18 protein-coding genes are annotated in these 23,278 nt (G+C 74.0%); 13 read left to right on the top strand and 5 right to left on the bottom strand.

The window, feature by feature from the left end; all coding sequences use genetic code 11:
• Positions 1–17: 17 nt before the first annotated feature.
• Entirely contained in the window at positions 18–623 is a 606-nt protein-coding gene (locus tag ABT034_RS27900; RefSeq protein WP_351219808.1) for a hypothetical protein, read from the bottom strand.
• 167 nt (positions 624–790) lie between these two features.
• The gene (locus ABT034_RS27895) at positions 791–1,129 is read right to left on the bottom strand and encodes a thioredoxin family protein (RefSeq protein ID WP_351219807.1); all 339 of its coding nucleotides are present in this window, start codon (positions 1,127–1,129) and stop codon (positions 791–793) included.
• Between the two features lie 393 nt (positions 1,130–1,522).
• On the opposite strand from ABT034_RS27895, the gene fusA reads away from it, so the two are divergent.
• Positions 1,523–3,562, top strand: a complete 2,040-nt coding sequence (gene fusA / locus ABT034_RS27890) for an elongation factor G (protein WP_351219806.1) — start codon at positions 1,523–1,525, stop codon at positions 3,560–3,562.
• Between the two features lie 90 nt (positions 3,563–3,652).
• On the opposite strand, the gene ABT034_RS27885 is transcribed toward fusA, so the two are convergent.
• Positions 3,653–6,985, bottom strand: coding sequence for an AfsR/SARP family transcriptional regulator (locus tag ABT034_RS27885; RefSeq protein ID WP_351219805.1), 3,333 nt, complete (start codon positions 6,983–6,985; stop codon positions 3,653–3,655).
• Between the two features lie 157 nt (positions 6,986–7,142).
• Between ABT034_RS27885 and ABT034_RS27880 the strand changes: the two genes are divergently transcribed.
• The 3 genes from ABT034_RS27880 (at position 7,143) to ABT034_RS27870 (ending at position 9,448) form a co-directional block, all read left to right on the top strand.
• Complete coding sequence (locus ABT034_RS27880) at positions 7,143–8,294, top strand: alkene reductase (protein WP_351219804.1); 1,152 nt, start codon at positions 7,143–7,145, stop codon at positions 8,292–8,294.
• Between the two features lie 78 nt (positions 8,295–8,372).
• Entirely contained in the window at positions 8,373–8,705 is a 333-nt protein-coding gene (locus tag ABT034_RS27875) for a metalloregulator ArsR/SmtB family transcription factor (protein ID WP_351219803.1), read from the top strand.
• Positions 8,702–9,448: a DUF2071 domain-containing protein gene (locus ABT034_RS27870; protein WP_351219802.1), complete on the top strand. Its 747-nt coding sequence runs from the start codon at positions 8,702–8,704 to the stop codon at positions 9,446–9,448. Before ABT034_RS27875 ends, ABT034_RS27870 begins: the two co-directional genes overlap by 4 nt.
• Before the next feature lie 166 nt (positions 9,449–9,614).
• Here ABT034_RS27870 and ABT034_RS27865 read toward each other — a convergent pair whose 3' ends face one another.
• Positions 9,615–10,397, bottom strand: a complete 783-nt coding sequence (locus ABT034_RS27865) for an SDR family oxidoreductase (protein WP_351219801.1) — start codon at positions 10,395–10,397, stop codon at positions 9,615–9,617.
• A 38-nt stretch (positions 10,398–10,435) separates the two neighbouring features.
• Positions 10,436–10,909, bottom strand: coding sequence for a hypothetical protein (locus tag ABT034_RS27860; protein WP_351219800.1), 474 nt, complete (start codon positions 10,907–10,909; stop codon positions 10,436–10,438).
• A 199-nt stretch (positions 10,910–11,108) separates the two neighbouring features.
• On the opposite strand from ABT034_RS27860, the gene ABT034_RS27855 reads away from it, so the two are divergent.
• The 9 genes from ABT034_RS27855 to ABT034_RS27815 all read left to right on the top strand — a co-directional run bounded on the left by ABT034_RS27855 (position 11,109) and on the right by ABT034_RS27815 (position 23,261).
• Positions 11,109–11,894, top strand: a complete 786-nt coding sequence (locus ABT034_RS27855; RefSeq protein ID WP_351219799.1) for an SDR family NAD(P)-dependent oxidoreductase — start codon at positions 11,109–11,111, stop codon at positions 11,892–11,894.
• A gap of 223 nt (positions 11,895–12,117) precedes the next feature.
• Positions 12,118–14,490, top strand: a complete 2,373-nt coding sequence (locus ABT034_RS27850) for a thioesterase domain-containing protein (RefSeq protein ID WP_351219798.1) — start codon at positions 12,118–12,120, stop codon at positions 14,488–14,490.
• 1 nt (position 14,491) lies between these two features.
• Entirely contained in the window at positions 14,492–15,742 is a 1,251-nt protein-coding gene (locus ABT034_RS27845; RefSeq protein WP_351219797.1) for a TRAFAC clade GTPase domain-containing protein, read from the top strand.
• Positions 15,739–18,291: a GTPase-associated protein 1-related protein gene (locus ABT034_RS27840; RefSeq protein ID WP_351219796.1), complete on the top strand. Its 2,553-nt coding sequence runs from the start codon at positions 15,739–15,741 to the stop codon at positions 18,289–18,291. The genes ABT034_RS27845 and ABT034_RS27840 overlap by 4 nt, the downstream gene beginning before the upstream one ends.
• A 106-nt stretch (positions 18,292–18,397) precedes the next feature.
• Positions 18,398–20,029, top strand: coding sequence for a TRAFAC clade GTPase domain-containing protein (locus ABT034_RS27835; RefSeq protein ID WP_351219795.1), 1,632 nt, complete (start codon positions 18,398–18,400; stop codon positions 20,027–20,029).
• Positions 20,026–20,187, top strand: a complete 162-nt coding sequence (locus tag ABT034_RS27830; protein ID WP_351219794.1) for a hypothetical protein — start codon at positions 20,026–20,028, stop codon at positions 20,185–20,187. The genes ABT034_RS27835 and ABT034_RS27830 overlap by 4 nt, the downstream gene beginning before the upstream one ends.
• A gap of 142 nt (positions 20,188–20,329) precedes the next feature.
• Positions 20,330–20,998, top strand: a complete 669-nt coding sequence (locus tag ABT034_RS27825) for a vWA domain-containing protein (protein ID WP_351219817.1) — start codon at positions 20,330–20,332, stop codon at positions 20,996–20,998.
• Entirely contained in the window at positions 20,995–21,921 is a 927-nt protein-coding gene (locus ABT034_RS27820) for a PP2C family serine/threonine-protein phosphatase (RefSeq protein ID WP_351219793.1), read from the top strand. Before ABT034_RS27825 ends, ABT034_RS27820 begins: the two co-directional genes overlap by 4 nt.
• Positions 21,918–23,261, top strand: coding sequence for a protein kinase domain-containing protein (locus ABT034_RS27815; RefSeq protein ID WP_351219792.1), 1,344 nt, complete (start codon positions 21,918–21,920; stop codon positions 23,259–23,261). The genes ABT034_RS27820 and ABT034_RS27815 overlap by 4 nt, the downstream gene beginning before the upstream one ends.
• Positions 23,262–23,278: the final 17 nt, after the last annotated feature.

Raw genomic sequence — 23,278 nt, 5'->3', positions numbered from 1 at the left:
CCGCTGGGAACTCCTGGTCACGGCCGGAGTCCGACGTGTTCGAGGGCGACCGTGCTGAGGTCCGCGATGGCCTGCCGGTCCCCCTGACGCCAGGCGTCGGCCCATCCGCCGGGCGGGACCGGCAGCTTGGCCAGCGCGCCCGGAGGACCGGTGAGGGCGCGCAGGGCGAGCAGGTCGGCGCCTCCGGGAGCCTCGGCGAGGCGGCGCAGGGTGCTGCTGCGCCGGATCCAGAGCAGACGCGGCGGGAGCCAGATCAGCAGGACGAAGAGCACCGGGATGATGATCAGGGCCGCCGTGATCACGTCGGCGACCTGGCTGACGGTCTCCTGGAGCGACGCTCCCGCGTCGGCGAAGCCGGAGCTGGCGTCGGCCGCGGACTGGAGCGGCTTCTCCAGGACGCCGCCGATGAGCGGCACGTCCGATGCCGCGTCCCCCACGTTGCCGAGCTCCTCGGCGAGGCTGTCGCCGGAACTCTCCACCTTGCGCCCCGGTTCGGCCAGCAGCATGATCGTCCCGCGGACGACGAGGGCCGCCCACACCGCGGCTGCGATCAGGCCCGCGGCGATCAGGTCCACGAGCACCTGGCGGTTCCGACGTGCGGGTGTCTGGGCGTAGAGGCGCAACGGAGGGCTCCCGTCCGAGTCATGGCGTCGAGCGTGTCCGACCACCCCGGCCGCCCAGGTCGCGACTCGGCCGACCGGTCGTCGGAGTCAACTCTTCCACCACACCTCACGGACAAACGTGCGAGACACGGGGCACGCCACCGCCCCCTCGGCGGCGCACCGCCGTCTCAGAGGTGGCCGTCCAGGAACTCCCGGGCCTCGGCGGTGGTCAGTGGCCCTGTGCCGTGCGCCACCGCCTCCCCCTCCTTCAGCAGGACGTAGGACGCGGCTCCGGTGATCCCATAGCGCTGGGTCGCGGCCGGACAGCGCGTGATGTCGGCGCGGACCGCCGTCAGCCGATCCGTGTACTCGTCGGCGATGCCGTCCACGACGAGGTCCATCGCCCGGCAGGGCTCGATCGCCTTGGGCCATGTCCCGACGAAGTACGCGAGGACCGGGACCCGGCTCATCCCGAGGATGAAATCGAACTCCGCGTCCTCACGGGGCTGGTGAACCCGCCTCGCCATGGAAGCTCCTGACCTCGTGTTCCGTCATGACCCATTCCCTCCTCATCATCCTGTATCGAGCCAGGCACGTGGTCATCCGCCCCCCGGAAAACCGCTGTCGTGCGGCACCTCCGGCTCCCTACACTCACGTCTCGGCGCGCACCGCTCGGTGCGCCGCCGAGCCGTCCGGGTCCGAGCGCCCGGCCGTCCGACCGAGGGGAGAAGACCGTGCGCAGCCACCGTGCCGTCGCCGTGTCCTCCTCCCGTGCCCGGTACGACGTGATCCTCGCCTCCTCCGCCGAGCGGTGGCGGCTGCGCGCCCGCCATCGCCGCCCGTGACGTCGTCACACCCCTGACCGTCGTCCGGGAATCGCGCTGCCCTGTTCTCCACGCAGCAGCGAAAGGCACGAGACCGTGCGTACCCCTGACACCCTCACCACCACCGCCGTCCGCAACCTCGGCATCCTCGCCCACGTCGACGCGGGCAAGACCACCGTCACCGAGCGGTTCCTGTACCTCACCGGCGCCACCCACAAGCGCGGCGAGGTCCACGACGGCACGACCGTCACGGACTTCGACCCGCAGGAGCGGGACCGGGGCATCACGATCTTCGCCGCGGCCGTCAGCTGCGACTGGGCCGGGCACCGGATCAACCTGATCGACACCCCGGGTCACGTCGACTTCTCCGACGAGGTCGAGCGTTCCCTGCGCGTCCTCGACGGCGCCGTCGCCGTCTTCGACGCCGTCGCGGGCGTCGAGCCGCAGAGCGAGACGGTGTGGCGGCAGGCCGACCGGCACGGCGTCCCCCGCATCGCGTTCGTCAACAAGCTGGACCGCGCGGGCGCGGACCTCGACAGCGCCGTCGAGTCGATCCGTACGCGGCTCGGTACCGTCCCGCTCCCCGTCCAGCTTCCCCTCGGGCGCGAGGACGGCTTCACCGGCGTCGTGGACCTGGTCCGGATGCGGGCGTACGTGTGGGCCGAAGGCGCCGACACGTACACCGATCAGCCGGTCCCCGACGAGTTCCGCGACGAGGCCCGGCACCGCAGGCGACGCCTTGAGGAGACGGTGGCGGAGCTGCATCCGGGAGCCCTGGAGGAGTTCTGCGCGGATTCCGCGCTCTCCGAGGGGACGCTGAGGGCGGCGCTCCGCGACCTCACCCTCGGCGGGGAGGCCGTGGTCGTCCTCTGCGGCTCGGCGTACCGCAACCGCGGGATCGAGCCGCTCCTCGACGCCGTCGTCGCGTACCTCCCGGCCCCGTCGGACATGCCGCCGGTCCGCGGTGAGGTCCCGGCGGACCCGGAGGCGCCGTTCACCGCGCTCGCGTTCAAGGTGAGCGCGACCGCCACCGGCCGAATGACGTACGTCCGCGTCTACGCGGGCACGATCGCGAAGGGGGACACCGTGCTCGACGCCGTCACCGGCCGCACCGAGCGGATCGCCCGCATCCTGCGGGTCCAGGCCGACCGGGCGACCGAGCTCGACGTGGCGCGCGCCGGTGACATCGTCGCCGTCGTCGGGCCGAAGACCGCCCGCGCCGGCACGACGCTGTGCGCCCCCGGCGCGCCGGTCGTCCTCGAACCGCCGACGACCGCCGACCCGGTGGTCTCGGTCGCGGTGGAGGCCCGCCGGAGCACGGACACCGGCCGCCTGGCTACGGCCCTCGCCCGTCTGTCGGAGGAGGACCCGTCGCTGGTCGTGCGCTCCGACCCGGAGACGGGTCAGACGGTCCTCTCGGGGCTCGGCGAACTGCATCTGGAGGTCGCGGTGGAGAAGCTGCGGCGCGACCGGGGCCTTGAGGTCGCGGTCGGCCGTCCGCAGGTCGCGTACCGGGAGACGGTGGCGGAGGGCGTCACGGGCCTCCTGTACCGGCATGTGAAGCAGGACGGCGGCGCGGGCCAGTTCGCGCACGTCGTCATCGATCTCGAACCTCTCGCCATCGGCGCGGAGTTCGAGTTCCGCTCCACGGTCACGGGCGGGCGTGTCCCGCAGGAGTACGTCCGCGCGGTCGAGGCCGGCTGCCGGGACGCCCTCGTCGAGGGCCCCCTCGGCGGGCACCCGGTGACGGGCGTCCGGGTCACGCTCACGGACGGCGCCACGCATCCGAAGGACTCCTCGGAGATGGCGTTCCGTACGGCGGGCCGCTCCGCGCTCCGCGAGGCGCTCCGCGCGAGTGCCATGACGCTCCTTGAGCCGGTGGCCGAGGTCACGGTCACGGTTCCGGCGGAGTCCGTCGGGACGGTCCTCGGCGACCTCGCGGCGCGCCGGGGCCGGGTCACGGACCAGACGAACCGCTCCGGTACGGCGGTGGTGGCGGCGACGGTCCCGCTGGCCGAACTCTTCGGCTACGCGTCCCGCCTCCGCGGCCGCACCCAGGGCCGGGGCACGTTCACGACCCGCCCGACGGGGTACGCACCGGCGCCGGCGCAGGAGCGTGCGTCTGGCGTGCGGTGACCTGAGGGGGGCGGGGCGCGGGTGCGGGGTGGGGCCGGTCTCCGGCCGGGGGCTGGTCTGCGTCGGGTAGCCGGTCCACCGGCGCGGGCCTCAGCCTCCGGTGGCTGCTGTGAGAACCGCTTCCGTCAGGGACAGGGCCGTGCCCTTCTCGAACTCGGCGGTGTACGAGGGCTCACCCAGCGCCGCCCGGGCCGCCGCGGCAATGCGGTCGACGTCACCGCGTTCGTTCTGCGGGAGCGGCGCGCCGTTGCCGCGTCGGGCCGCGTCCGCGGCGCCCAGGAGGAGGGCGGCGCGGGCGTGGCCGGCGGCCGTGCCCAGGGCCGCGGCGGCTCCCGCGATGCCTTCGAGGGACAGGGCGAGGGCGCGCGGTTCCCCCACCTGCCGTGCGTGGCCGAGCGCGCGGGCGTGGTGGACGGCGGCCTCCGCCGGCCGGCCGCGCAGCTCGGCGACGAAGCCGAGTTCCACGTGGATCAGGTGCTTTCCCGCGGTCGACGAGGGGTACGCGTCGCGCATCGTCAGCAGGTGGCGTTCGGCGCCGTCGAGGTCGCCGGAGCGCCGTGCGCCGAGTGCGAGGCCCATGAGCGCGAACACCTCGCCGTACATGTGCCCCTGCTCGGCGGCGGCGCGACGGGCCCGCTCGTGGAGGGTGCGGGCGGCTTCCCAGTCACCGGCGAGGAGCGCCAGCCGGCCGAGGCCACCCAGGAACGCGGAGGCTTCCGCGGCCATGCCCAGGCCCTCGGCGAGGCGGAGACCTTCGGACTGGCGCGCGGCCGCCTCGGCGTAGTCGCCTGCGATCTCGGCGAGGCTCGCGAGGGGCGTGATGGTCTGCAACTCTCCCCATTTGTCGCCGAGTTCGCGGAACGTCCCGGCCGCGGCGAGGCCATCGCGTCGTGCGGCGCCCAAGTCGCCGACGGCCAGAGCGGTCCGTGCCCGGAGAGCCTGGGCCGCGGCGGTCCCCCAGGGGTCGGCGGCGCGGGTGCAGAGGGCGAGGGCACGCGCGTTGACCTCCTGGGCCGCGGCCGGATCTCCCGCGTGGAAGAGACCGTACGCGAACAGCCACAGTGCGCGACCGCGCCTGCCGGGATCGGCGATGTCCGCCTCGGGGCACTCCCGGTCCGGCGGACGGTGGCCGGTCATCATGGCGAACGCGCCGTGCAGAACGTGCAGTTCGGCCGACTCCGCAGTCGGGTCGTCCCGCAGGGCCTCCGCGACCGTGGCGAGGGTGCGCCGCGCCTCGTGGAGGCGGCCGCGCAGCAGCCACCACGGGCAGAGGGCCGTGGCCAGATGGGTGGCGCCGCCGAGGTCGCCGGTCGCCAGGGCGTGTGCGAGCGCGGCACGGGTGTTGGCGGATTCGGCGTCGAGGCGCGCGAGCCATCGCCCCTGCCCCGACCCACGCAGGTGCGGCTCGGCACGGGTGGCGAGGTCGCGGTAGTACGCGTGGTGGCGTGCCGCCGTGGTCGCGAACTCGCCTGCCTCGTACAGCCGTTCGCGCGCGTAGGCCGCGATGGATTCGAGGAGGCCGTAGCGGGGGCCGTCGGCGGTCGGGGTGACGGTGACCAGGGAGCGGTCGATCAGTCGGCCGACCAGATCGAGTACGTCCTCGGCGGGCGTCCCCTGCCCCGCGCACACGGACTCCGCCGCGTGCAGGGTGCAGCCTCCGGCAGGCACGGCGAGCCGCCGCAGCACGGCCTGCTCGGGCGGGGCGAGCAGGTCCCAGCTCCAGTCGATCACCGCACGCAGCGTCTGCTGACGGGCCGGGAGGCCGCGTTGCCCGGAGTTGAGGATCCGGAACCGGTCGCCGAGGCGTGCGGCGAGCTCGTGGACTCCCAGCGCTCTGACCCTGGTGGCGGCGAGTTCGAGGGCGAGGGGCAGGCCGTCGAGACGACGGCAGATCTCCGCCACGGCGTCGCGGATGGCGTCGGTCTCGACCTCGGTACCGACGTCGGCGTCGGCAGGCGCGTCGGGCTCACAGCCGGTTGCGAGCCCGGCCGCGAATCCGGGCACGGCCGCTGTGGCCCGCTCGACGAACAACTGTGCGGCAGCGCCGGGGTCCAAGGGCGCCACGGCGTAGACCGTCTCCCCGGGCAGGCGCAGGGACTCCCGGCTCGTGGCGAGGATGCCCAGTCCCGGCACGGCGTCGAGCAAAGCCGCGGCGAGTTCGGCCGCCGCTTCGATCACGTGCTCGCAGTTGTCGAGGACGAGGAGGGTCCGGCGGCCGCGCAGGGCAGCGGCAAGCAGCGCGGCCGACGGATCGCGGCCAGGTGCGGCAGGTGGGGCCGTCGCGGTTTGGTGGATACCGAGAGCCGTGGCCACCGCCTGGGCGAGGTCGGAGGTGTCGGCGGGCAGGGCGGCGAGTTCCACGAGGTATACGCCGTCCGGGTCGCCCTCCCGCTCGTCGTCCGGCCCCGCCTCCGCAAGGCGGGTCGCCACGGCCAGCGCGAGCCGGGTCTTGCCCACTCCACCCGGGCCGGTCAGCGTGACGAGGCGCTCGGTACGGAGGAGGCGGGTGACGGCGTCCCGCGCAGGGCCGCGCCCGACCAGGGGCGTCCGCGGGGCGGGCAGGTTCGTGCCCACCGCCCCGCGCGCAGGTGGGGTGCTGATGACCGGAGGCACCGACGGCGGCCCCGCGTCCGGCGCGCCGCCGACCCCCCTCACGGCAACGGCCCGATCGGATGGCCGCCCGGTCGTCTGCGGCCCGCAGTCCTGACGCAGGATCGCCTCGTGCAGCGCGGCCAGTTCCCGGCTCGGGTCGAGGCCCAGTTCGTCCGCGAGGAGCGTGCGCAGTTCCGCGTAGCGGGCGAGCGCCTCGCTCTGCCGGCCCGACCGGTGGAGGGCCCGCATCTGTACGGCGCGGAGCCGTTCGCGCAGCGGATGGCCGGCCACCAGGACGGCCACGTCACCCGGGAGCATCGGATCGCCGAACTCGAGGCGTGCTTCCGCCTGTTCCTCCAGAACGGCGAGCCGCTCCTCGTCGAGACGCTGGACGGCGGGGCGTACGAACTCCTCGTCGGCGAAGTCCGCGTACGCGTCGCCACGCCACAGGTCCAGCGCCTCGGTGAGCGCGGCTGCCCGGGCCCGGGGGTCGGGGACGAGGCGGGCCTGCGCCGCGAGGGACCGGAACCGGACGTCGTCGACCCGGGTCGGGCCGTCGTCCAGGAGCAGCCGGTATCCGGCGGGCTGATGGAGGACGCGGTCGCGGCCGATGGCCCGGCGGAGCTGGGAAACCTTGGCCTGCAGGGCGTTGGCGGGGTTCGCGGGGAGTGCGTCGCCCCAGATGTCGTGGACGAGGCGGTCGGCCGGCACCGGACGGCCCTCGTGCACCAGGAGGTCGGCGAGGAGCGCCCGTACCTTCGTCTCGGGCACCCGTACCGGTTCACCGGCCGCGTCCCACACCGCGACTGGACCGAGCACCCCGAACCTCATGGCATGCACCCTACACAGTCATGATCACCAGCGCCTGCGACCTTCGGCTCCGCCATCAGCGGACCGTCAGCGGACCCGAAGCGGGCGACGGCATCGTCTGGGCATCGGGTCGTCGCGGCCCGGCCGACCCGAACCGCACACGCGAGGGAGCACGACCATGACGACCACGACCACGGACAACCACACCTTCCCGACGCAGGAGGAGCAGGAAGCCGGCGACGTCTCACCGCTGTTCCACCCTGCCCGCCTCGGCGCCCTGCGGCTGCCGAATCGTCTGGTCATGGCACCTATGACCCGTAACCGCGCCGGTGCGACGGGTGTCCCGGAGCCGGTCATGGCCACGTACTACGCCCAGCGTGCGTCCGCCGGGCTGATCATCGCGGAGGCGGCGACCCCCAACGCCGTCGGCGCCACGTACCCCAACATCCCGGCGATCCACGACGACACGCACGTGGCGGGGTGGCGCCGCGTCACCGAGGCCGTACGGGAGGCCGGCGGGCAGATGTTCCTCCAGTTGCAGCACGGCGGCCGGGTCGGGCATCCCGAGACCACCGGGCACCACCCGCTGGCCCCGTCACCGGTGCCACTGCCCGACACGATCTTCACGCCGTCCGGGCACCGGCCGGCCGTCGTCCCGAGGGAGATGACGGAGGCCGACATCCGGGCGACGGTCGCGGACTTCGCCGCGGCCGCGCGCCGTGCGGTGGACGCGGGGTTCGCCGGTGTCGAGGTGCACTCCGCCAACGGCTATCTGCTCCACCAGTTCCTCTCCAGCCACACGAACCGGCGGACTGACGGCTACGGCGGCGAGGTCGCGCACCGCATCCGGTTCACGATCGAGGTCGTCCGCGCGGTCGCCGAGGAGATCGGTCCCGAGCGGGTGGGGGTACGCATCGCTCCCGGCGTCACGGCCAACGGCATGCAGGAGGACGACATCGACGAGGTCTACCCGGCGCTCGTGGACGCGCTTCGCGACCTGGGGCTCGCGTACCTGCACATCGTCTTCGCCGACCCGGACGCGCCGCTGTTCAACACCCTGCGCAAGGCCTGGCCCGGCACGATCGTCGCGAATCCGGCCCTGCCCTGGCCCGGCCCGCTGCCCGCCGACGGCGGCCGCGCCGCCGGTGAGCGCCTGCTGGCTGCGGGAGCGGATCTGATCGCGCTCGGCCGCGCCTTCCTCGCCAACCCCGACCTCGTCACCCGCATCCGCACCGGGGCACCCCTCAACCCGATCCGCGACGCCCACCTGATGTACGTCGGCGGCGAGACGGGCTACACCGACTACCCGACGCTCGAAGGATCCCGGTGAGCGCGTCCGAGATGCCGGATGCGAGGTGGATTCCACTTTCCCTTGTTAGATATTTAGCCAAGATGCTAAATATCTGACATGACAGAAGCTCAAGACGAGGCGGGAGCCTTCCGTGCTCTCGCCGATCCGACGAGGCGCCAGATCCTCGAGGACCTGAGAAGCGGCGAGCTCGCGGCCGGCGCGATCGCGGCCAGGTTCGCGATCAGCGCCCCTTCCATCTCACGGCATCTCGGCGTGCTCAAGGGAGCCGGGCTGGTCACCGAGCGACGGGAGGGCAACCGGATCCTCTATGCGCTGGCCGAGGACCGCCTGGCCGTCTGCATCGGTCGGTTCCTCAGCGCCGTCTGCCCCGAGCAGATCGTGCTTCGCCACACCACATGGCGTCCTGGGGCGCAGAGCGAGGGATCATGAGGCAGCCGCGACTGTCCAGCGTCGTCGAGCGACGGCTACTGGTGAACTACCGAGTCGCTCCAGAGGCCGCAGCACGCCTGCTCCCCGGGCCACTGCGCCCGCAGCTGGTGCACGGCTACGCGGTCGCGGGCATCTGCTTGCTGCGCCTGGGGAGCGTCCGGCCTGCTTGGGCGCCCAAGGCGTTCGGACTGCGGAGCGAGAACGCGGCGCATCGGATCGCCGTCGAGTGGGACGGGCCGGACGGCGTCGAGACCGGCGTCTACATCCCACGACGCGACACCGCCTCGCGGCTCAACGTCTGGGCCGGGGGCCGCCTCTTCCCCGGCGAACACGGCCGAGCCGACTTCGAGGTGCACGAGACACCCGATCAGGTGCGCGTCGCACTGGCGACACGGGATGGCGTCACCCGAGTGGATGTCACCGTCGAGCTGTCCGACGAGCTGCGAGGCAGCGAGCTCTTCGCCGATCTCGCCGAGGCTTCCCACTTCTTCCGGCGCGGGTCAAAGGGCTTCTCGGCCACCAGCTCCGGCCGTCACCTGGACGGCATGGAACTGCGGACCGATGCCTGGCACGTGGAAGCCGGCCGGGTGCGCTCCGCCGCGTCGTCCTTCTTCGACGACCCGGACCGCTTCCCACCGGGGAGCGCGACCCTGGACTGCGCTCTGGTCATGCGCGACGTCCCCGCCGGTTGGCGGCCACTCCCGACCATGGCTTCCGAGCAAGGTGCTCGACCGACCCGCTGAAGCGCTCGGTCTCGCCGGTCGCGGGTGGATCTCATGGGGCACGTAGTCTCGCGGGAATGCACTCTCATGGCGTACGGAATGGCTGACGGGCCGCGCCTCGGGCCGGCCTTCGCCTCCTGGTCCGCGGCAGGCGGATCAACGCCGGCCGGGTCGACCTGGGAAAGGTCTAAGAGGCGGAGGGGTGCAGGGACTCGAAGTGGAAGGCGCTGATGTAGCAGTCGCGGGGCTGCTGGATCGCGAAGGTGATGCAGTCGATCACCGACTGTGCGGCGAGCGGGTCCTGCGCTCCGCGCGGGGTGGCGTCCCATTCCGGGGACAGCGGGTCTCGTCCGCTGTCGAAGTCCGGCGGGAACAGGGAGATGACACGGACGCCCTGGGGGCGCAGGCGCCGTGAGAGCGCTTCGGTGAAGCCCCGCTGACCGTGCTTGGCCGCGAAGTAGGCCTCGTGCGCCACCGGGTGCTGAGCACCGGGGACACCGCAGACGGACACCATCGTGACCACGTCGGGGCGGTCGGAGGCGAGCAGCAGCGGCAGGAAGTTCTTGGTCGCGAGGATGGTGCCGGTGCTGCCCGAGGCGAGCGTGTCGGCCACGTCCTCGTCGGAGACCGAGAGGAGGTCCGGGCCCGCCAGCCAGCGCGCGCCGTTGTTCACGAGGACGTCGATACGATCGGTGCGACGACCGACCGCCGCGGCGAATTCACGGATCGACGCGGGGTCGGCGAGGTCGCAGGCGAAGGCGTGCACGCGGTCGCGTGCACCGTCGTCGTCGTGGGCCCGGCCGTGGCCCGTGGCCCGGTCGCGTATCTCGTCGCGGGTGCGTTCGGCCGCTTCCAGGCTGCGTGCGGCGAGGAAGAGTTCGGCCCCGAGGCCCGCGAAGTGGTGGGCGAGCGCGCGGCCGAAGTCGCGGCCCGCGCCGGTGATGACCACGCGGCGGTCGGTGAGGTTCATGTGTGTCCGTCGATTCTCTCGATCACGTACAAGGCGGCCTAGACGCCGGCTTGTTGAGGGCCGTCGGCCGCGGACGGCGTGCGCCGCTGCCGCCGCATGAGGACCGCCATCCAGACCGCCATCCCCGCGAACAGCACGGCGCCCGCAGCCGACATCACCCCCATGACCGCCGCCCCGCCACCGGCGAGGTCCTCCTCACGGGCGACCACCTGCGGATCGTCCGCCCGGTACCGGATCTCCATGGGGGTGCCGGCCGAACTGTTCATGCCGCCGCTCCCCACGGGCAGGGGCGCCGACACGATCCGCCCGTCGACCTCGAACGAGACCAGGCATCCGCCCGCCATGCAGGGGGCGTTCGTCGTCAGCGTCGCCTGCGCCGGGACGCCGTCCTGGAGGGTACGGAGATGCTGGGCCACCGGAAGCGCCACGAACCCCGACAGCGCGCCCAGGAGCAGCGCGAGTGCCACCGCCAACCACAGTCCCGCACGCACCCCGAGCACGCCCTCGGCCATGTCTTCCGCCCCCTGTGTTCATGTCCGTCCGTCTGTCCGTCCAGTCGAACACGATACGCACAGGGCTGAGGCCGAGCCGGGCGACCGCGTCCGACCCTCGCCTGATCCGCGTCCGATCCGTGTCTGACAGGATGCGTGTATCCGCCCTCCACCGCACCTGGGGCGGCGGGTACACGCGCGACGCGAGGAGCGACACCCCATGAGCACCACCCCCGCCGGTTACCTCTCCGACCTCTTCTCCCTCGCAGGGCGCACCGCCCTCGTCACGGGCGGCAGTTCCGGCATCGGCCGGGCCGTCGCGGGCGGCCTGGCCCGTGCCGGGGCGAGTGTCGTGGTCGTGGCCCGCAAGGAGGCCGAGCTCGTCGCGACCGTCGACGAGCTGACGGGAGACGGTTGCCGGGCCGCGTGGGTGAGCGGCGACCTGAGCACCCGTACGGGGATCAAGGCGGCGGCCGAGCAGGCGGCGGCCGTCTTCGGGGAGCCCGACATCCTGGTCAACTCGGCGGGCATCAACCTCCGCCCGCCGCTCGGTGAGCTGGGCGAGGACGTGTGGGACGCGACCATGGCCGTGAACCTGGAGGCGCCGTTCCTCCTCGGTCAGCGATTCGGTCCCGGCATGGCGGAGCGCGGGTTCGGGCGGATCATCCACATCACCTCGCAGCAGGCGCACCGGGCCTTCGTGCAGAGCGGGGCGTACGGGGTGTCGAAGGGCGCCCTGGAGTCGCTCGCCCGTTCGCAGGCCGAGGCCTGGTCCCCGTACGGCGTCACCTGCAACACCCTCGTCCCCGGCTTCGTACTGACCCCGCTCAACCAGCGCCTCGCCTCCGACCCGGAGAAGGTCACCGCCCTCGCCGCCCGCACGATGGTCGGCCGCAACGGTCTCGCCGAGGACTTCGCGGGCGCGGCCGTCTTCCTCGCGAGCGCCTCGTCCGCGTACGTGACGGGCCAGTCCCTCTTCGTGGACGGCGGCTTGTCCGTCCACTGAAACCGTGCCATCGTCGGCACGCTCCGCAGCGGCCCCGGTACAGGTGGTAATAGCGGTAAACCCCCTGCGCAGCGGCACGACTTCTGCTGAGATGTACCCCCGGCGGGTAGCCGGACGATCATGAGGGACGGGGATGCGACGGGGGTTCGGAGAACGCTTGGGGCTGCCCGGCGCGCTGGGCCCCTTACCCCTCGCGCCACTCGCGCCCGAGTACGCCGAGCTGATGGAGCATCAGCGTACGGCGCGGTTACGGCACTTCGGTGAGGCGCTGGTCGGGAACGGGGAGACGCTGTCCTTCGTGGACGGCCTGTTCCTCTGCGCCGGGAACCGGCGACACCGCATCAGCGCCGCCCGTCTGCGCGACCTCGCGGACACGCGGCCTGCGCAGGGCCCTCTGCTGAGGCTCCTCGCCGACGTCCAGACCCGTGACGCGGCCCTCCTGCGGCGCGTCCTGCTCCACCAACTGGTGTCGCTCCTCCAGGATTCCGGCGGGCGTCGCGCGGTCTCCGGGCTCGGTCTCGACCCGGCCGACGAGGCCGTGCTCGTCCAGGCCGTACCCGGCGTGCCCGTCCTCGACGCCCGGCAGCGCAAGGCGGCCGAGTCCCTCGGCGGGCTCTGGCAGCAGCGCCGGTTACGGGCCGTCGCGAGGGCCCTCGACGCCCTCGGCCCGGGCGTGGTCCGGGTGGACCCCGCCCTCGTGCACCTCGCCTCCCGGCTCGCCCGCCGCCTCGGCCGCTGCGACCGTGCGCTCGCCGACGCTCGCGCCGGCCGGGACGCGGAGACGGCACGCACCCACTATCTGGACGTGCTCGGGCTCGCCGCCGACGACGACACGGCGACACGCGGCCTGATCATGCTGGGGCGGCCACGGCGCCACGAGGACGCCCCGCTGACCGCCCGGCTCTCCGGCGACCGGGTCCTGCTCTCCTGGCCGGTGGCGGACGGGCGGAGTTGGCGTACGATCCGCCTCACCCGGGGCACGGACCGGCCGACCGTGATACCCGTGACCGACTCGGGGCAGCCGGGCACCGCCGTCGATCACCATCCGCGCCGCGGAACCCTCGTGCGGTACGCGGTGTTCCCGCTGCGCGACGGGGTTCCCGACGCGCCTCCGCTGGTCTCGGGGCCCCTGCTCATCGCCCCCGGCGTCGAGGACCTCACCGTCACCGACGGGCCCGCACGGCTCACGGCCCGCTGGACCCGCCCGCCCCGCACCGCCCGCGTGACGGTCGCCCTGCATGCTGCCGCTGCCGGGTCCTCTGCCTCCGCCTCTGCCTCCGTCTCCGCCTCCGCCTCCGCCCCCGCCTCCGCCTCCGCCGGGAACGTCCTCGCGCGCCATGACGTGGGTGCCGACGTGGACACGTACACCTTCACGGGTCTCCGGCCGGGCTCCTACCTCGTCCGTGTCGTCTGCCACCACACCTCGCCCGAGGGCCGGGAGGTGGAGTCCGAGGGTGTACGGGCCTCCGGTGCCGTCCATGTGTGGCCTGAGGCGCTCACCTCGTTCACCGCCGAGCCGGACCCGGGGGGCGGCGTCCGGTTCGCCGGGCAGGGCGCGGCGGGCGCCGAGGTGCGGCTCGTGGCCTGGACCGGCCCGGCGGGGGCGCCGCCCGAGGGCACCGGCCTGCGTACGGACGCCCTGCCCGGCGCGCTCCCCTGGGCCGCGTACGGCACGTCCCACCCCGTGGAACCGCCCTCCGCCTTCGCGGGGCTGGTCGTCGCGGTGGCCGTCCTCGGGGAACGGGCCCTCGTCGGGCCCGCGGTACGGGTCGACGTCCCCGCGCCCGTGACCGGGCTCCAGGGGCTGCGCGAGGCCGGCGGGCAGGTCCGGCTCACCTTCGACTGGCCCGCCGACGCCGGTTCGGTGGAGGCCGAGTGGGAGCAGCGGGGCGCCCGGGACCGTGTCCGGGTCAGCCGGTCGGGATTCTTCCGGGAAGGACTGCGGCTGCCGCTCGGTCCGGCCGCGGCCCGGATAACCGTCCGCGCCACCTCCCGCCACGAGCCGCTCGCCGGATCGCCCGCCGCGGACGTGGAGGACCGGACGGTCGTCGTCCGGCGCGCCCCCGCCGTGCTCGACCTCCCCGCGGAGGTCGTCGTCTCGTACCGTCTCGTGAGCCGACGCCGGGGCCTCACGCGCAGGGCGACACCCGAGGCGATCGAGGTGACGGTAACGGGCGCGGGCGTCGACGGCGCGGGCGTCGACGGCGCCCCCGCCGAGGCGGGCCTGCCCGGCTCCCCCAGCGGCACCCCCGGCGGCGCCGCCCTCCCCGGTTCCTCCCCCGCCCCCGTCGCCACCGCCGACGGCCCGCCCCGGCCCTCCTCCCTCCCCTCCCACCCCTCCCGCCCTTCCCTCCCCGACTTCGTGCTCGTCGGTCGTGCCGGTGACGCCGCCACCGCGCGGCCCCGGCACCAGGAGGACGGTGACGTCCTCGTGCGGTTGACCGGGGCCGAGTTGGCCGCCTCGGCGGGCACGACCCTCGCGCTGCCGGCCGGGCCGCTCCGGCCGCCCTACGCGCTGCGCGCGTTCCTGGCCGGTGACCACGCCGGCTCCGTACGCCTCGAAGAACCCGCCCTCTCGACCCTGGTGGTGCGCTGACATGACGACGGTGATCTGCCCGTACTGCTTCGACCGTTCCCAGGCCTCGCGCCTCCCGTACCGCTGTCTGATGTCCCGTACCGGACTGCGCGGGGGCACCCCCTGCGACCCCGAGCGGGACGACCTGTGGGCGAGCTTCACGGGCGCCGCGGCGCCCCCCGCCGCGTACATGCGGGGCCCGGTCTTCGCCGCGCGCGGCGGACTCGGCAGACTGCGCGGCGGAGGCGGGCGGGCCGAGTGCCCGCGCTGCGGGGTGGCCACGCCCGTCCGGGTGTGCGCGGCCTGCCACAGCGACCTGCCCAGCGACTACTGCGCCCAGGACAGCCGGATCATCGCGCTGATCGGGGCGAAGGCGTCCGGCAAGAGCACCTATGTGTCGGTCCTGGTCAACGAGTTGCGGCACCGGGTCGGGCAGGCGTACGGGGCGGCGCTCGCCGCCATGGGCGACGAGAGCCAGAGCCGTGACCGCGAGATGGCCGAGGACCTGTACGAGCGGCTGCGGCTGCCCGGCGCGACCCGGCCCGCCGCGACCGGGTTCAACGATCCGCTGCTGTACCGGCTGAGCCTGCCGAGGCAGGGCCGCCAGGGCAGCCGGCACACGGCGCTCGTGTTCTTCGACGCGGCTGGTGAGGACCTCAAGTCGGCCGAGTCGATGACCCGTTACACCCAGTACCTGAGCGCGGCCGACGGCATTATCCTGCTCGTCGACCCGCTCCAGCTGGGGGCGGTACGGGACGCGCTGCCCGAGGACGGCGGGCCGCCGCTGCCCTCGCGCGAGACCCCGGCCCTGCAGATCGCCGCCGACGTCGCCACCCAGCTGCGCTCGCACCGCCGGAGCGGCTCGCGCGGCCGGGTGGACACCCCGCTCGCCGTCGCCGTCACCAAGTCGGACACGCTGCGGTCGCTGCTCGACCCGCACTCCCCGCTGCTGCGCAACACCCCGCACTCCGGCGGCCGGTTCGACGAGGCCGACCGGCTCGCCGTCCACGAGGAGACCCGGTCGCTGATGGAGGGCTGGGACTCGGGGGCGCTCTGGCGGCAGCTGGATCGGGACTTCTCCACGGTGTCGCTCTTCGGTCTGTCCGCGCTCGGCTCCCCTCCGCCCTCCGACGCCCCCGCCGACGCGCCGAAGTCCGGTCCGCAGCCGGTCCGCGTCGAGGACCCGCTCCTGTGGCTCCTCGGACGGCGCGGTCTGATCCCGGTCGCCAAGCCGCCGCGCGACGGCGGACCCAAGGGGGGGTCCGCGGCATGAGCCTGCCCCAGATGCACTACACGTCGGCGCCGCCCGGACCGGACGGTTCCGGATTCCGGTTCACCGCCGTCACCCCGGGCGTCCCCTCGTCCGTACTCCGCGAGGCCGAGCAGCTCATCGGGTACGAGCCGCCCCGGGACGCCCCGTCGCGCCCCACGCCCTCGGACCTCGCCCTGTTCCCCGAGATGTTCAGCTACACGCGGCTCTCCGACGGCAGCGGACTGCTCAGCCGTACCGTGTACACGGGCGCCGACTACAGCGGACGGTGGGGCAACTTCCACGCCCACGCCGTCCATCTGACCGCGGGCGACCGGCTGCCCGGCGATCTGCCGCCGATCGCCGCGTGGGGCGCGCCGCAGTGGGCCGACCGCACCCCCGAGGACGGCACACCACCGGCGCTCGACGCCTTCACCCCGGCCCACCCGGCCGGCCTCGAGGCGGAGCTCACGGCGTTCGCGGCCGAGCGGCTGCCCCGGCTCGCGGCCGTCCTGGCCGATCTGCGGCGCCTCGCCGAGACCCCGCACGCCCCGCAGATCGTGCTCGCCGAGGAGGACACCCGGCGGATCGCGCACTGGGTGATGCTGGTGAACGCCGCGCTGCCCCGGGACTTCGCCCGGGCCCTGACGTTCACCACGTACACCCGGCGTCCGCAGCAGGCCCGCCAGCAGATCATCGGGGTACGCCCGGAGGACGTCAGGTCCGTGTCCGGGCAGCCCCACCGGTACAGCGTCCACGACTGCTCCGACCCCTCGGCCGCCCCGGCCGCCGGGGCCGATGCCTGGGCGCGCACCGCGGCGGCCGTCTGGGCCGCCGGCGCGCACCAGCTCCTCCGCCGGGCCGCCGAGACCGCCGGGGCGGAGCCGTTCGCGTCGGGACCGCTGGCCGCGATCGCGCTGGCGCGGGGCATCGCGGTCCCCGAGGACGCGCGGACGGACGCGGTCGCGTGGGTACGCGCCCACCCGGGCGCCCTCGACGAGGCGACGCTCACCCGCTTCCTCAGGGCCGTGTGCGATGTGGACTCCGGCGCGCCCGAACTGCCCTCGGACACCCTGGCGGACCTCCTCGGGGCGCTGCAGGGGCGTGTCTCCGTCGCCCTGACGGCCCCGCTCACCGCGCGGCTCGTCAGCCGGGCCGTACGCGGCGGGGCGACGGCCCTGCCGCCGCTGCCGCCGGAGGCGCTGCCCGAGCCGTACCGGGGCGAGCTGGCCGCCGAGTCCGGCGAGGAGCTGCGCCGGGCGCTCCGGGACCCGCTGACGCCGCTGACCCGGGTCATCGAACTGCTGCGGGTGGCGCGGCTGCTCGGGGTCGCGCACGAGGACCTGTCGGCCGGGCTCGCCGAGCGGTTCCGCGACGGTCTCCTGAGCCGGCCGGGCACCGCCACCGCCGAGGCGATCCGGGACGCGCTCGCCGACTCCGGCGCCCTGCGCGACGAGGTGTCCTTCCTCCTCGACGCACGGGCCTCCGACGACCCGCCGGGCGTCTCCCGCGCCCTGCGGGACGCCCGGCTGCCGGTCGACGGAACGCCCGGGTCGCTGCCCCACCTCCGGATGTGCGTGGCGGCCCCGACACTCCGGCCGGGAGGCACGGGGGGCGTCTCCGGTTCCGGTTCCGGTTCCGGCGTACGGGCCGCCGACGGCGCCGGTGTGCGGGAGCGCGAGCGGGAGCAGGCGTGGTTCCGCGACCGCAACGGCGAGCTGCACAAACTGCTCCGGATCGCCGGGGTGCCCCACCACGAGAGCTCCCTGGTCCTGCGTACGGCGTTCGCGCTGGTCTGGGACGACCGCGTGCCGACGGCGGCCGAGGCGTCCCAGCTCCTGAGCGAGACGGGGGCCCGGCCGCACATCGCCGCCGGGACCTGGGACCACCTGGTGGCCGCGGCGGTCGACGCGCCGACCGACGACAAGGAGGCTCCGCTCCTCGCCCGGCAGCTCCTCGCCACCGCGCCCGACGCCGTGGGGCGTTCGATCCTCGACGACCTGAGGCTGCTGTCGCTCGTCCACGACATGGAGGAGCGCAAGGGCAGCGGCTGGACGTCCCGCGTCCGGGCACTCGCCGGCTCCGCGCGGCCCAATGTCCGCGACCGTGCCACGGCCGTGCTCGCCCGGCGGCTCCTCGACCGGGACCGGCCGGGCGACGAACTCGGGGAGCTGGCCCGCAGCGACGACGGCGACCTCATCGCCGCCTACGCCTCGGCGGCCCGTACGCCGGTCTTCCGCAACGTGCTGCGCGAGACCCCCAGCCGGGCTGCGGACTGTTTCGTCGACTGGAGCGCCCACGTCGGGGCGAGCCCCCGGTGGGACCTGACGCGCCGGGCGCTCCTCGACGAGGTGCTGCGGCCCGTCGTCCAGGGCTTCACCGACGGGGAGGTCTTCGCGGTGGAGCAGGCGCTCGGGCGTCTGTCGGCGAACCGCGCGGCCGACTTCGAGGCGTGGAACCGGCCCACCGGCGGTCTGGGCCGCTTCCTCCGGCGACGCGGGCGCAAACCGGCGACGCCGACGTCCCCCTGGCGGGGCGACGTGAAGCCGCCCGACGGAAAGCAGGGCCGATGACGACGAACGAGCTGACGACGAGCGGGCTGAGGACGAGAGAACTGACAGCAAGCGGGCCGGCATCGCACGGGACGACGACGAACGAGCCGACGAGAGGGCGGTCGACATGACGGGTGCCGAGCTCACCGGGATCACCGTCGACGTACTCGTGGCGGTCACGGGCGCGACCGCCCTCCTGGTCTGCGTGACCTACGCGTTCTGGGTGTTCCTGGCCACGGCCTGCCGGAGCGCCGGAAAGGCGCTCGGCCCGTTCCGGCCGGGGCGGTCCGACAAACGGGTCCTCACGATCGGGACGGAACCGGCCCACCCGTCGTACTGGCACCGGCAGTCGTGGATCGACACGGCCGGCGCCGTACGCCGCTCCTACCGCGCGCTGTGGACGCTGTGGCAGTCGCACTGGATGGTCACCGCCGGGCGGCTCTTCCGGGGCCGGCGGCCGGGCTCGAACAGGCGGGGCGCGAACGCCTTCACCCGCCTGGTCATGCGGCTCGTGGCGCCCGGCACGACGCTCGGCGCGACCGTCGCCGCGCTGCTCGCCACCGCGCTCCACACCCTCGTCCTCACCGTGTTCTGCGCACTTGTCGCGCTCGTCTGGACGTCCTGGGTCCTGACCGTCGGCGTCATACGGACCGCTGAGCGCGGCTCGCTGCTGCTGCGCGGGGTGCGGACGGTCTGCCCGCACCCCGGCTGCCACCGGCCGTTCCCGCTCGCGGCCCACCCCTGCCCGCAGTGCCAGGAGGTCCACACCTCGCTGCGGCCCGGGCGGTACGGGGTGTTCCGGCACGCCTGCCGCTGCGGCGCCCGGCTCCCCGCCTCCCTCCTCTCGGGCCGGGGCCGCACCCCCGCCGAATGCCCTTCGTGCGCACGGCCGTTGCCGCCGTCGGTGGGGACGACGCGGGTCGTCCACGTGCCCCTGATCGGCGGCTCGTCCTCGGGCAAGACGATGCTCGTGGCGGCCGTCGTGGCGGGGCTCCGCTCCTGGTCGGAGCGCGGGGACCTCCGGATGGAGTTCGCATCGGACGCCGACCAGCAGGACGGCGAGGCGCTCGACCGGCAGCTCGAACAGAACGACTGGGCGCGCAAGACACAGGGCGACCAGCGCGCCTGGATGATCCTGGTGGGCAGGGGACGGCGCCGACGGCTCCTGTACCTCTACGACCCGATGGGCGAGTCGCTGCACCAGGCCGACCGGGTGCGCGAACAGCAGTACCTCGCGCACGCCGACGGTGTCCTCTTCGTCGTCGACGTCCTGGCCGACCGTACGGTACGGCGCGCCCTGCACGACGCCGACGACACCCTCGCGGACGGGGCGCGGCCCGCCGCCCAGGGGCCCGTCGACACCTACCAGGGACTCACCGGCGAACTCGCCGCGCTCACCGGCGGCCGTGGTGACCTGCCCGTGGCCGTGGTGGTCACCAAACGGGACGTCCTCGACCGGATCGAGTCGCTGCCCGCCCCGGGGGCGCGGGTCGACGAGTGGCTCTGCGCCATCGGCCTCGGCGGCCTCGTCCGCGGTTTCACGCACGATTTCAAGACGGCGGGCTTCTGGGCGATCAGCGCCTCCGCCGCCACCGGCACCGGAGCGCTGGACTCCGAGCGGCGGCGGGCGGCGGAGCCGGTGCTGTGGCTGCTCGCCCGCTCGGGGCTCCGGGTCGGCGCGCTGGTCGAGTCGCGGGGGCCGATCCCCCGGCAGGGGCGCCGTACCGACACGAAGGGACAGGGGGTTCGACGGGGATGACGGTGGTGACTCCGCGCGTGGCGCGGTCCCGCAAGGCGGTCATGGCGCTGTTCGTGACGGCCTGTGCCGTGGTGTTCGGGGCGGCCGTCTTCGGCGTCCTGTACGCCCTGCCCGGCCTCGTCGAGGAGGTGCGGCTGCTGTGGGAGGAGACCTGGTGACCGGTCGCCGGCCGCTCCTCCTCCGTACCCCCGCCCCCGCTCCCTCCCCCTCCGCCTCTTCCGTACTTCTTCTTCCCTTCCCCTCATCCGATCCCCACCCATCCTCAGGAGGATTCTCGTGACCGAGATCCCCGGCGGCCCCATGGCGAACCGCCCGGTGCACTTCATCTGGCTGCTCGACTGCTCGTACTCGATGCTCGGCGAGAAGATCGGGCAGCTGAACTACGCGATCCGGGAGGCGATCCCGGAGATGCGTTCGGTGGCGCACGACAACCCGGCCGCCCAGCTGCTGCTGCGTACGATCACCTTCTCCACCACCGCCCGCTGGCACCACAAGGACCCCGTGGCGGTGGACGACTTCACCTGGCAGGACGTGCAGCCCGACGGCACGACCAACCTGGGCGAGGCCCTGCACCTGGTGGCCGGGGAGCTGCGTACCCCGCCGATGCCCGAGCGGGCCCTCAAGCCGGTGATCGCCCTGGTCTCGGACGGCGTGCCGACGGACGACTGGCGCGCCGGGCTCAAGGCGATCGACGCCACCCCGTGGGGCCGCAAGGCGGTACGGGTCGCCATCGCGATCGGTTCCGACGCCGACCGCAGCGTGCTCCAGGAGTTCCTGGCCAACCCGGAGCTGCGCCCGCTCGACGCGAACAGCCCCAAGCAGCTGGCCGCCGCCATCCGCTGGGCCTCGACGGCGGCGGTCAAGGCGGCGTCCCAGCCGGTGGCCGGCTCGAACGACACCACCGTCAAGCCGGCGCCGTACGCGCCCCCCGTCCTCTCCGACGACGACGACGAAGACGACGTGTGGTGACCGCCCCACCGGCCTGGGAGACCTTCCACGAGAGCATCCAGGGCGTCAACAAGGCGCGGAACCAGGACCGTTGCCTGGTCCTCGGCGCCGGTACGGCCGAGGATCCGCTGGTCCTCACCGTCGCCGACGGGCACGGCTCGGCCTCGTACCCCCGGAGCCACCTCGGCGCGCACTTCGCGACGGACCTGTTCGCGGACCGGGCCCGCGAGTTCGCGATGTCCGTGGCCGACCGCGACCGGGCGGGCTGGCGCGGGCGGCTGCGGGACTACGCCCGGATCGGGCTGCCGGAGCGGCTGGTCAGGGACTGGCAGGGCAGGGTCCTCGGCCACTGGGACCGCCATCCCACCCCGGACGAGGACCCGAAGTCCCCCGGGCCGATCCTGCGGCTGTACGGGTCGACCCTGATCGGCGCGGTCCTCACGCCGGACCTGTTCGTCGCCTGGCAGCTGGGCGACGGCGAGCTGACCGTGGTGGACGGCGACGGCGAGGTGAGGATGCCGCTGGCGCCCGTACGGGCCGAACTCGGCGACGAGACTGCCTCGTTGTGCATGCGGCACGCGTGGCGGTCGGTCCGGGTGCACTGGGAGCCGCTGCCCGATCCGGAGCGGGCTCCCCGGCTGGTCGCGCTGTCCACGGACGGCCTGTCGAAGAGTTTCGTCTCGGACGAGGGCTTCACCGAGTTCGCGGCGGGGCTGCACCGGCGGCTGGCCGAGCGGGGGGTCCCCGGCGTCGCCGAGGACATCCCGCGGTGGCTGGCCGAGGCGTCCCGGCACTCGGGCGACGACACCACCCTGGTCCTCGCCCGCCGCCCGGCCGAGGCCGCCACCACCGACAAGGCCACGTCCGAAGAGGCCGTGAAGGGTCGGGAAAGCAGCCCCGTCGACCCGCGGATCCCCTACTGCGAGGAGAGAGAACGACCATGAGCGGCATGCTCGACAGCGGAGACACGCTGATCACCGACAGCGGGCAGACGATCGTCGTCGACCGCCTGCTCGGCTCAGGCGGCCAGGGCGAGGTGTACCGGGTCGGCCTGCCCGACGGCAGCGTCAAGGCCCTCAAGTGGTACTACCCGGACAGCGCGACCCCGCAGCAGCGCCGGGTCGTCGAAGACCTGGTGACCCGCGACTTCGACGACGACAGGTTCCTCTGGCCGACGGCCTTCGTCAGCGCGGGCGCCGACCGCTTCGGCTATCTGATGGACGTCCGGCCGGACCGCTTCCGCGGGCTGCCCGAGCTGTTCCGGCGCACGGTGAACACGTCCTTCCGGGCCCTGCTCACCGCCTGTCTGTACACGGTCGAGGCGTACCAGGCGCTGCACTCCAAGGGGATCGCCTACCGGGACATCTCCTGGGGCAACATCTTCTTCGACCCGGCCACCGGCGAGGTCCTCGTCTGCGACAACGACAACGCGGTGGTGGAGGGGGACCAGAGCGGGATCTCCGGGACCATGGGGTTCATGGCTCCCGAGCTGGTCCGCGGGGACCCCGGCGCCCAGCCGGGGACCCAGAGCGACCTGCACTCGCTCTCGGTCCTGCTGTTCATGTTCCTGATGAACCACCACCCGCTCAAGGGCGCCCGTGAGCTGGCCATCCACTGCCTGGACGAGAACGCGGAGCGCAAGCTGTACGGCCGCGAGCCGCTGTTCGTCTTCGACCCGCAGTACACGGACAACCGGCCGGACCCCGTCGAGCACTCCACGGTGCTCGCCCTGTGGCCGCTGGTGCCGCCGTCCGTGCAGGCGCTGTTCGTGCAGAACTTCACGGTCGGGCTGCGGGAGCCGTCGGCCCGGGTCCGCGAGTCGCAGTGGCGGGACGCGCTGCGGGCCGTCCGTGACGCCGTGGTGGAGTGCGCGAACTGCGGCCGGGAGAACATGACGGAGCCGGGCGCGGCCACCCCCGGCACCTGCTGGAAGGACGGCTGCCGCAGCACCCTCGTGCTGCCGCCCCGGCTCGTGGTGACGACCCCGCCGCCGAGGGCGGAGCGGCACATCATGCTCGGCCGGGCCGCCCGGATCCATCTGCACCATCTGAGCCCCGAGCCCTCGCGGCACGACTACTCGGAGGGGAGCCTGGTGGCCGAGCTCGTGGAGCATCCGCAGAAGCCGGGGCGGTACGGGCTCGCCAACCGGTCCTCCACGGCCTGGACGGGCACCCGCTCCGACGGCACCACCCAGCAGGTCGTCCCCGGCCAGACGGTGCCGCTGCGCTCCGGGCTCGCCCTGGAACTGGACGGTGGCGCCAAGGCGGAGGTACGCGCCCGCTAGCGCCCGTCGTTCGGGAG

It is taken from the genome of Streptomyces sp. NPDC002773 (assembly GCF_040295605.1).
Taxonomy (GTDB): Bacteria; Actinomycetota; Actinomycetes; order Streptomycetales; family Streptomycetaceae; genus Streptomyces.
The sequence above is the reverse complement of the archived record's forward strand: the minus strand, read 5'-3'. Positions and strand labels throughout refer to the sequence as shown.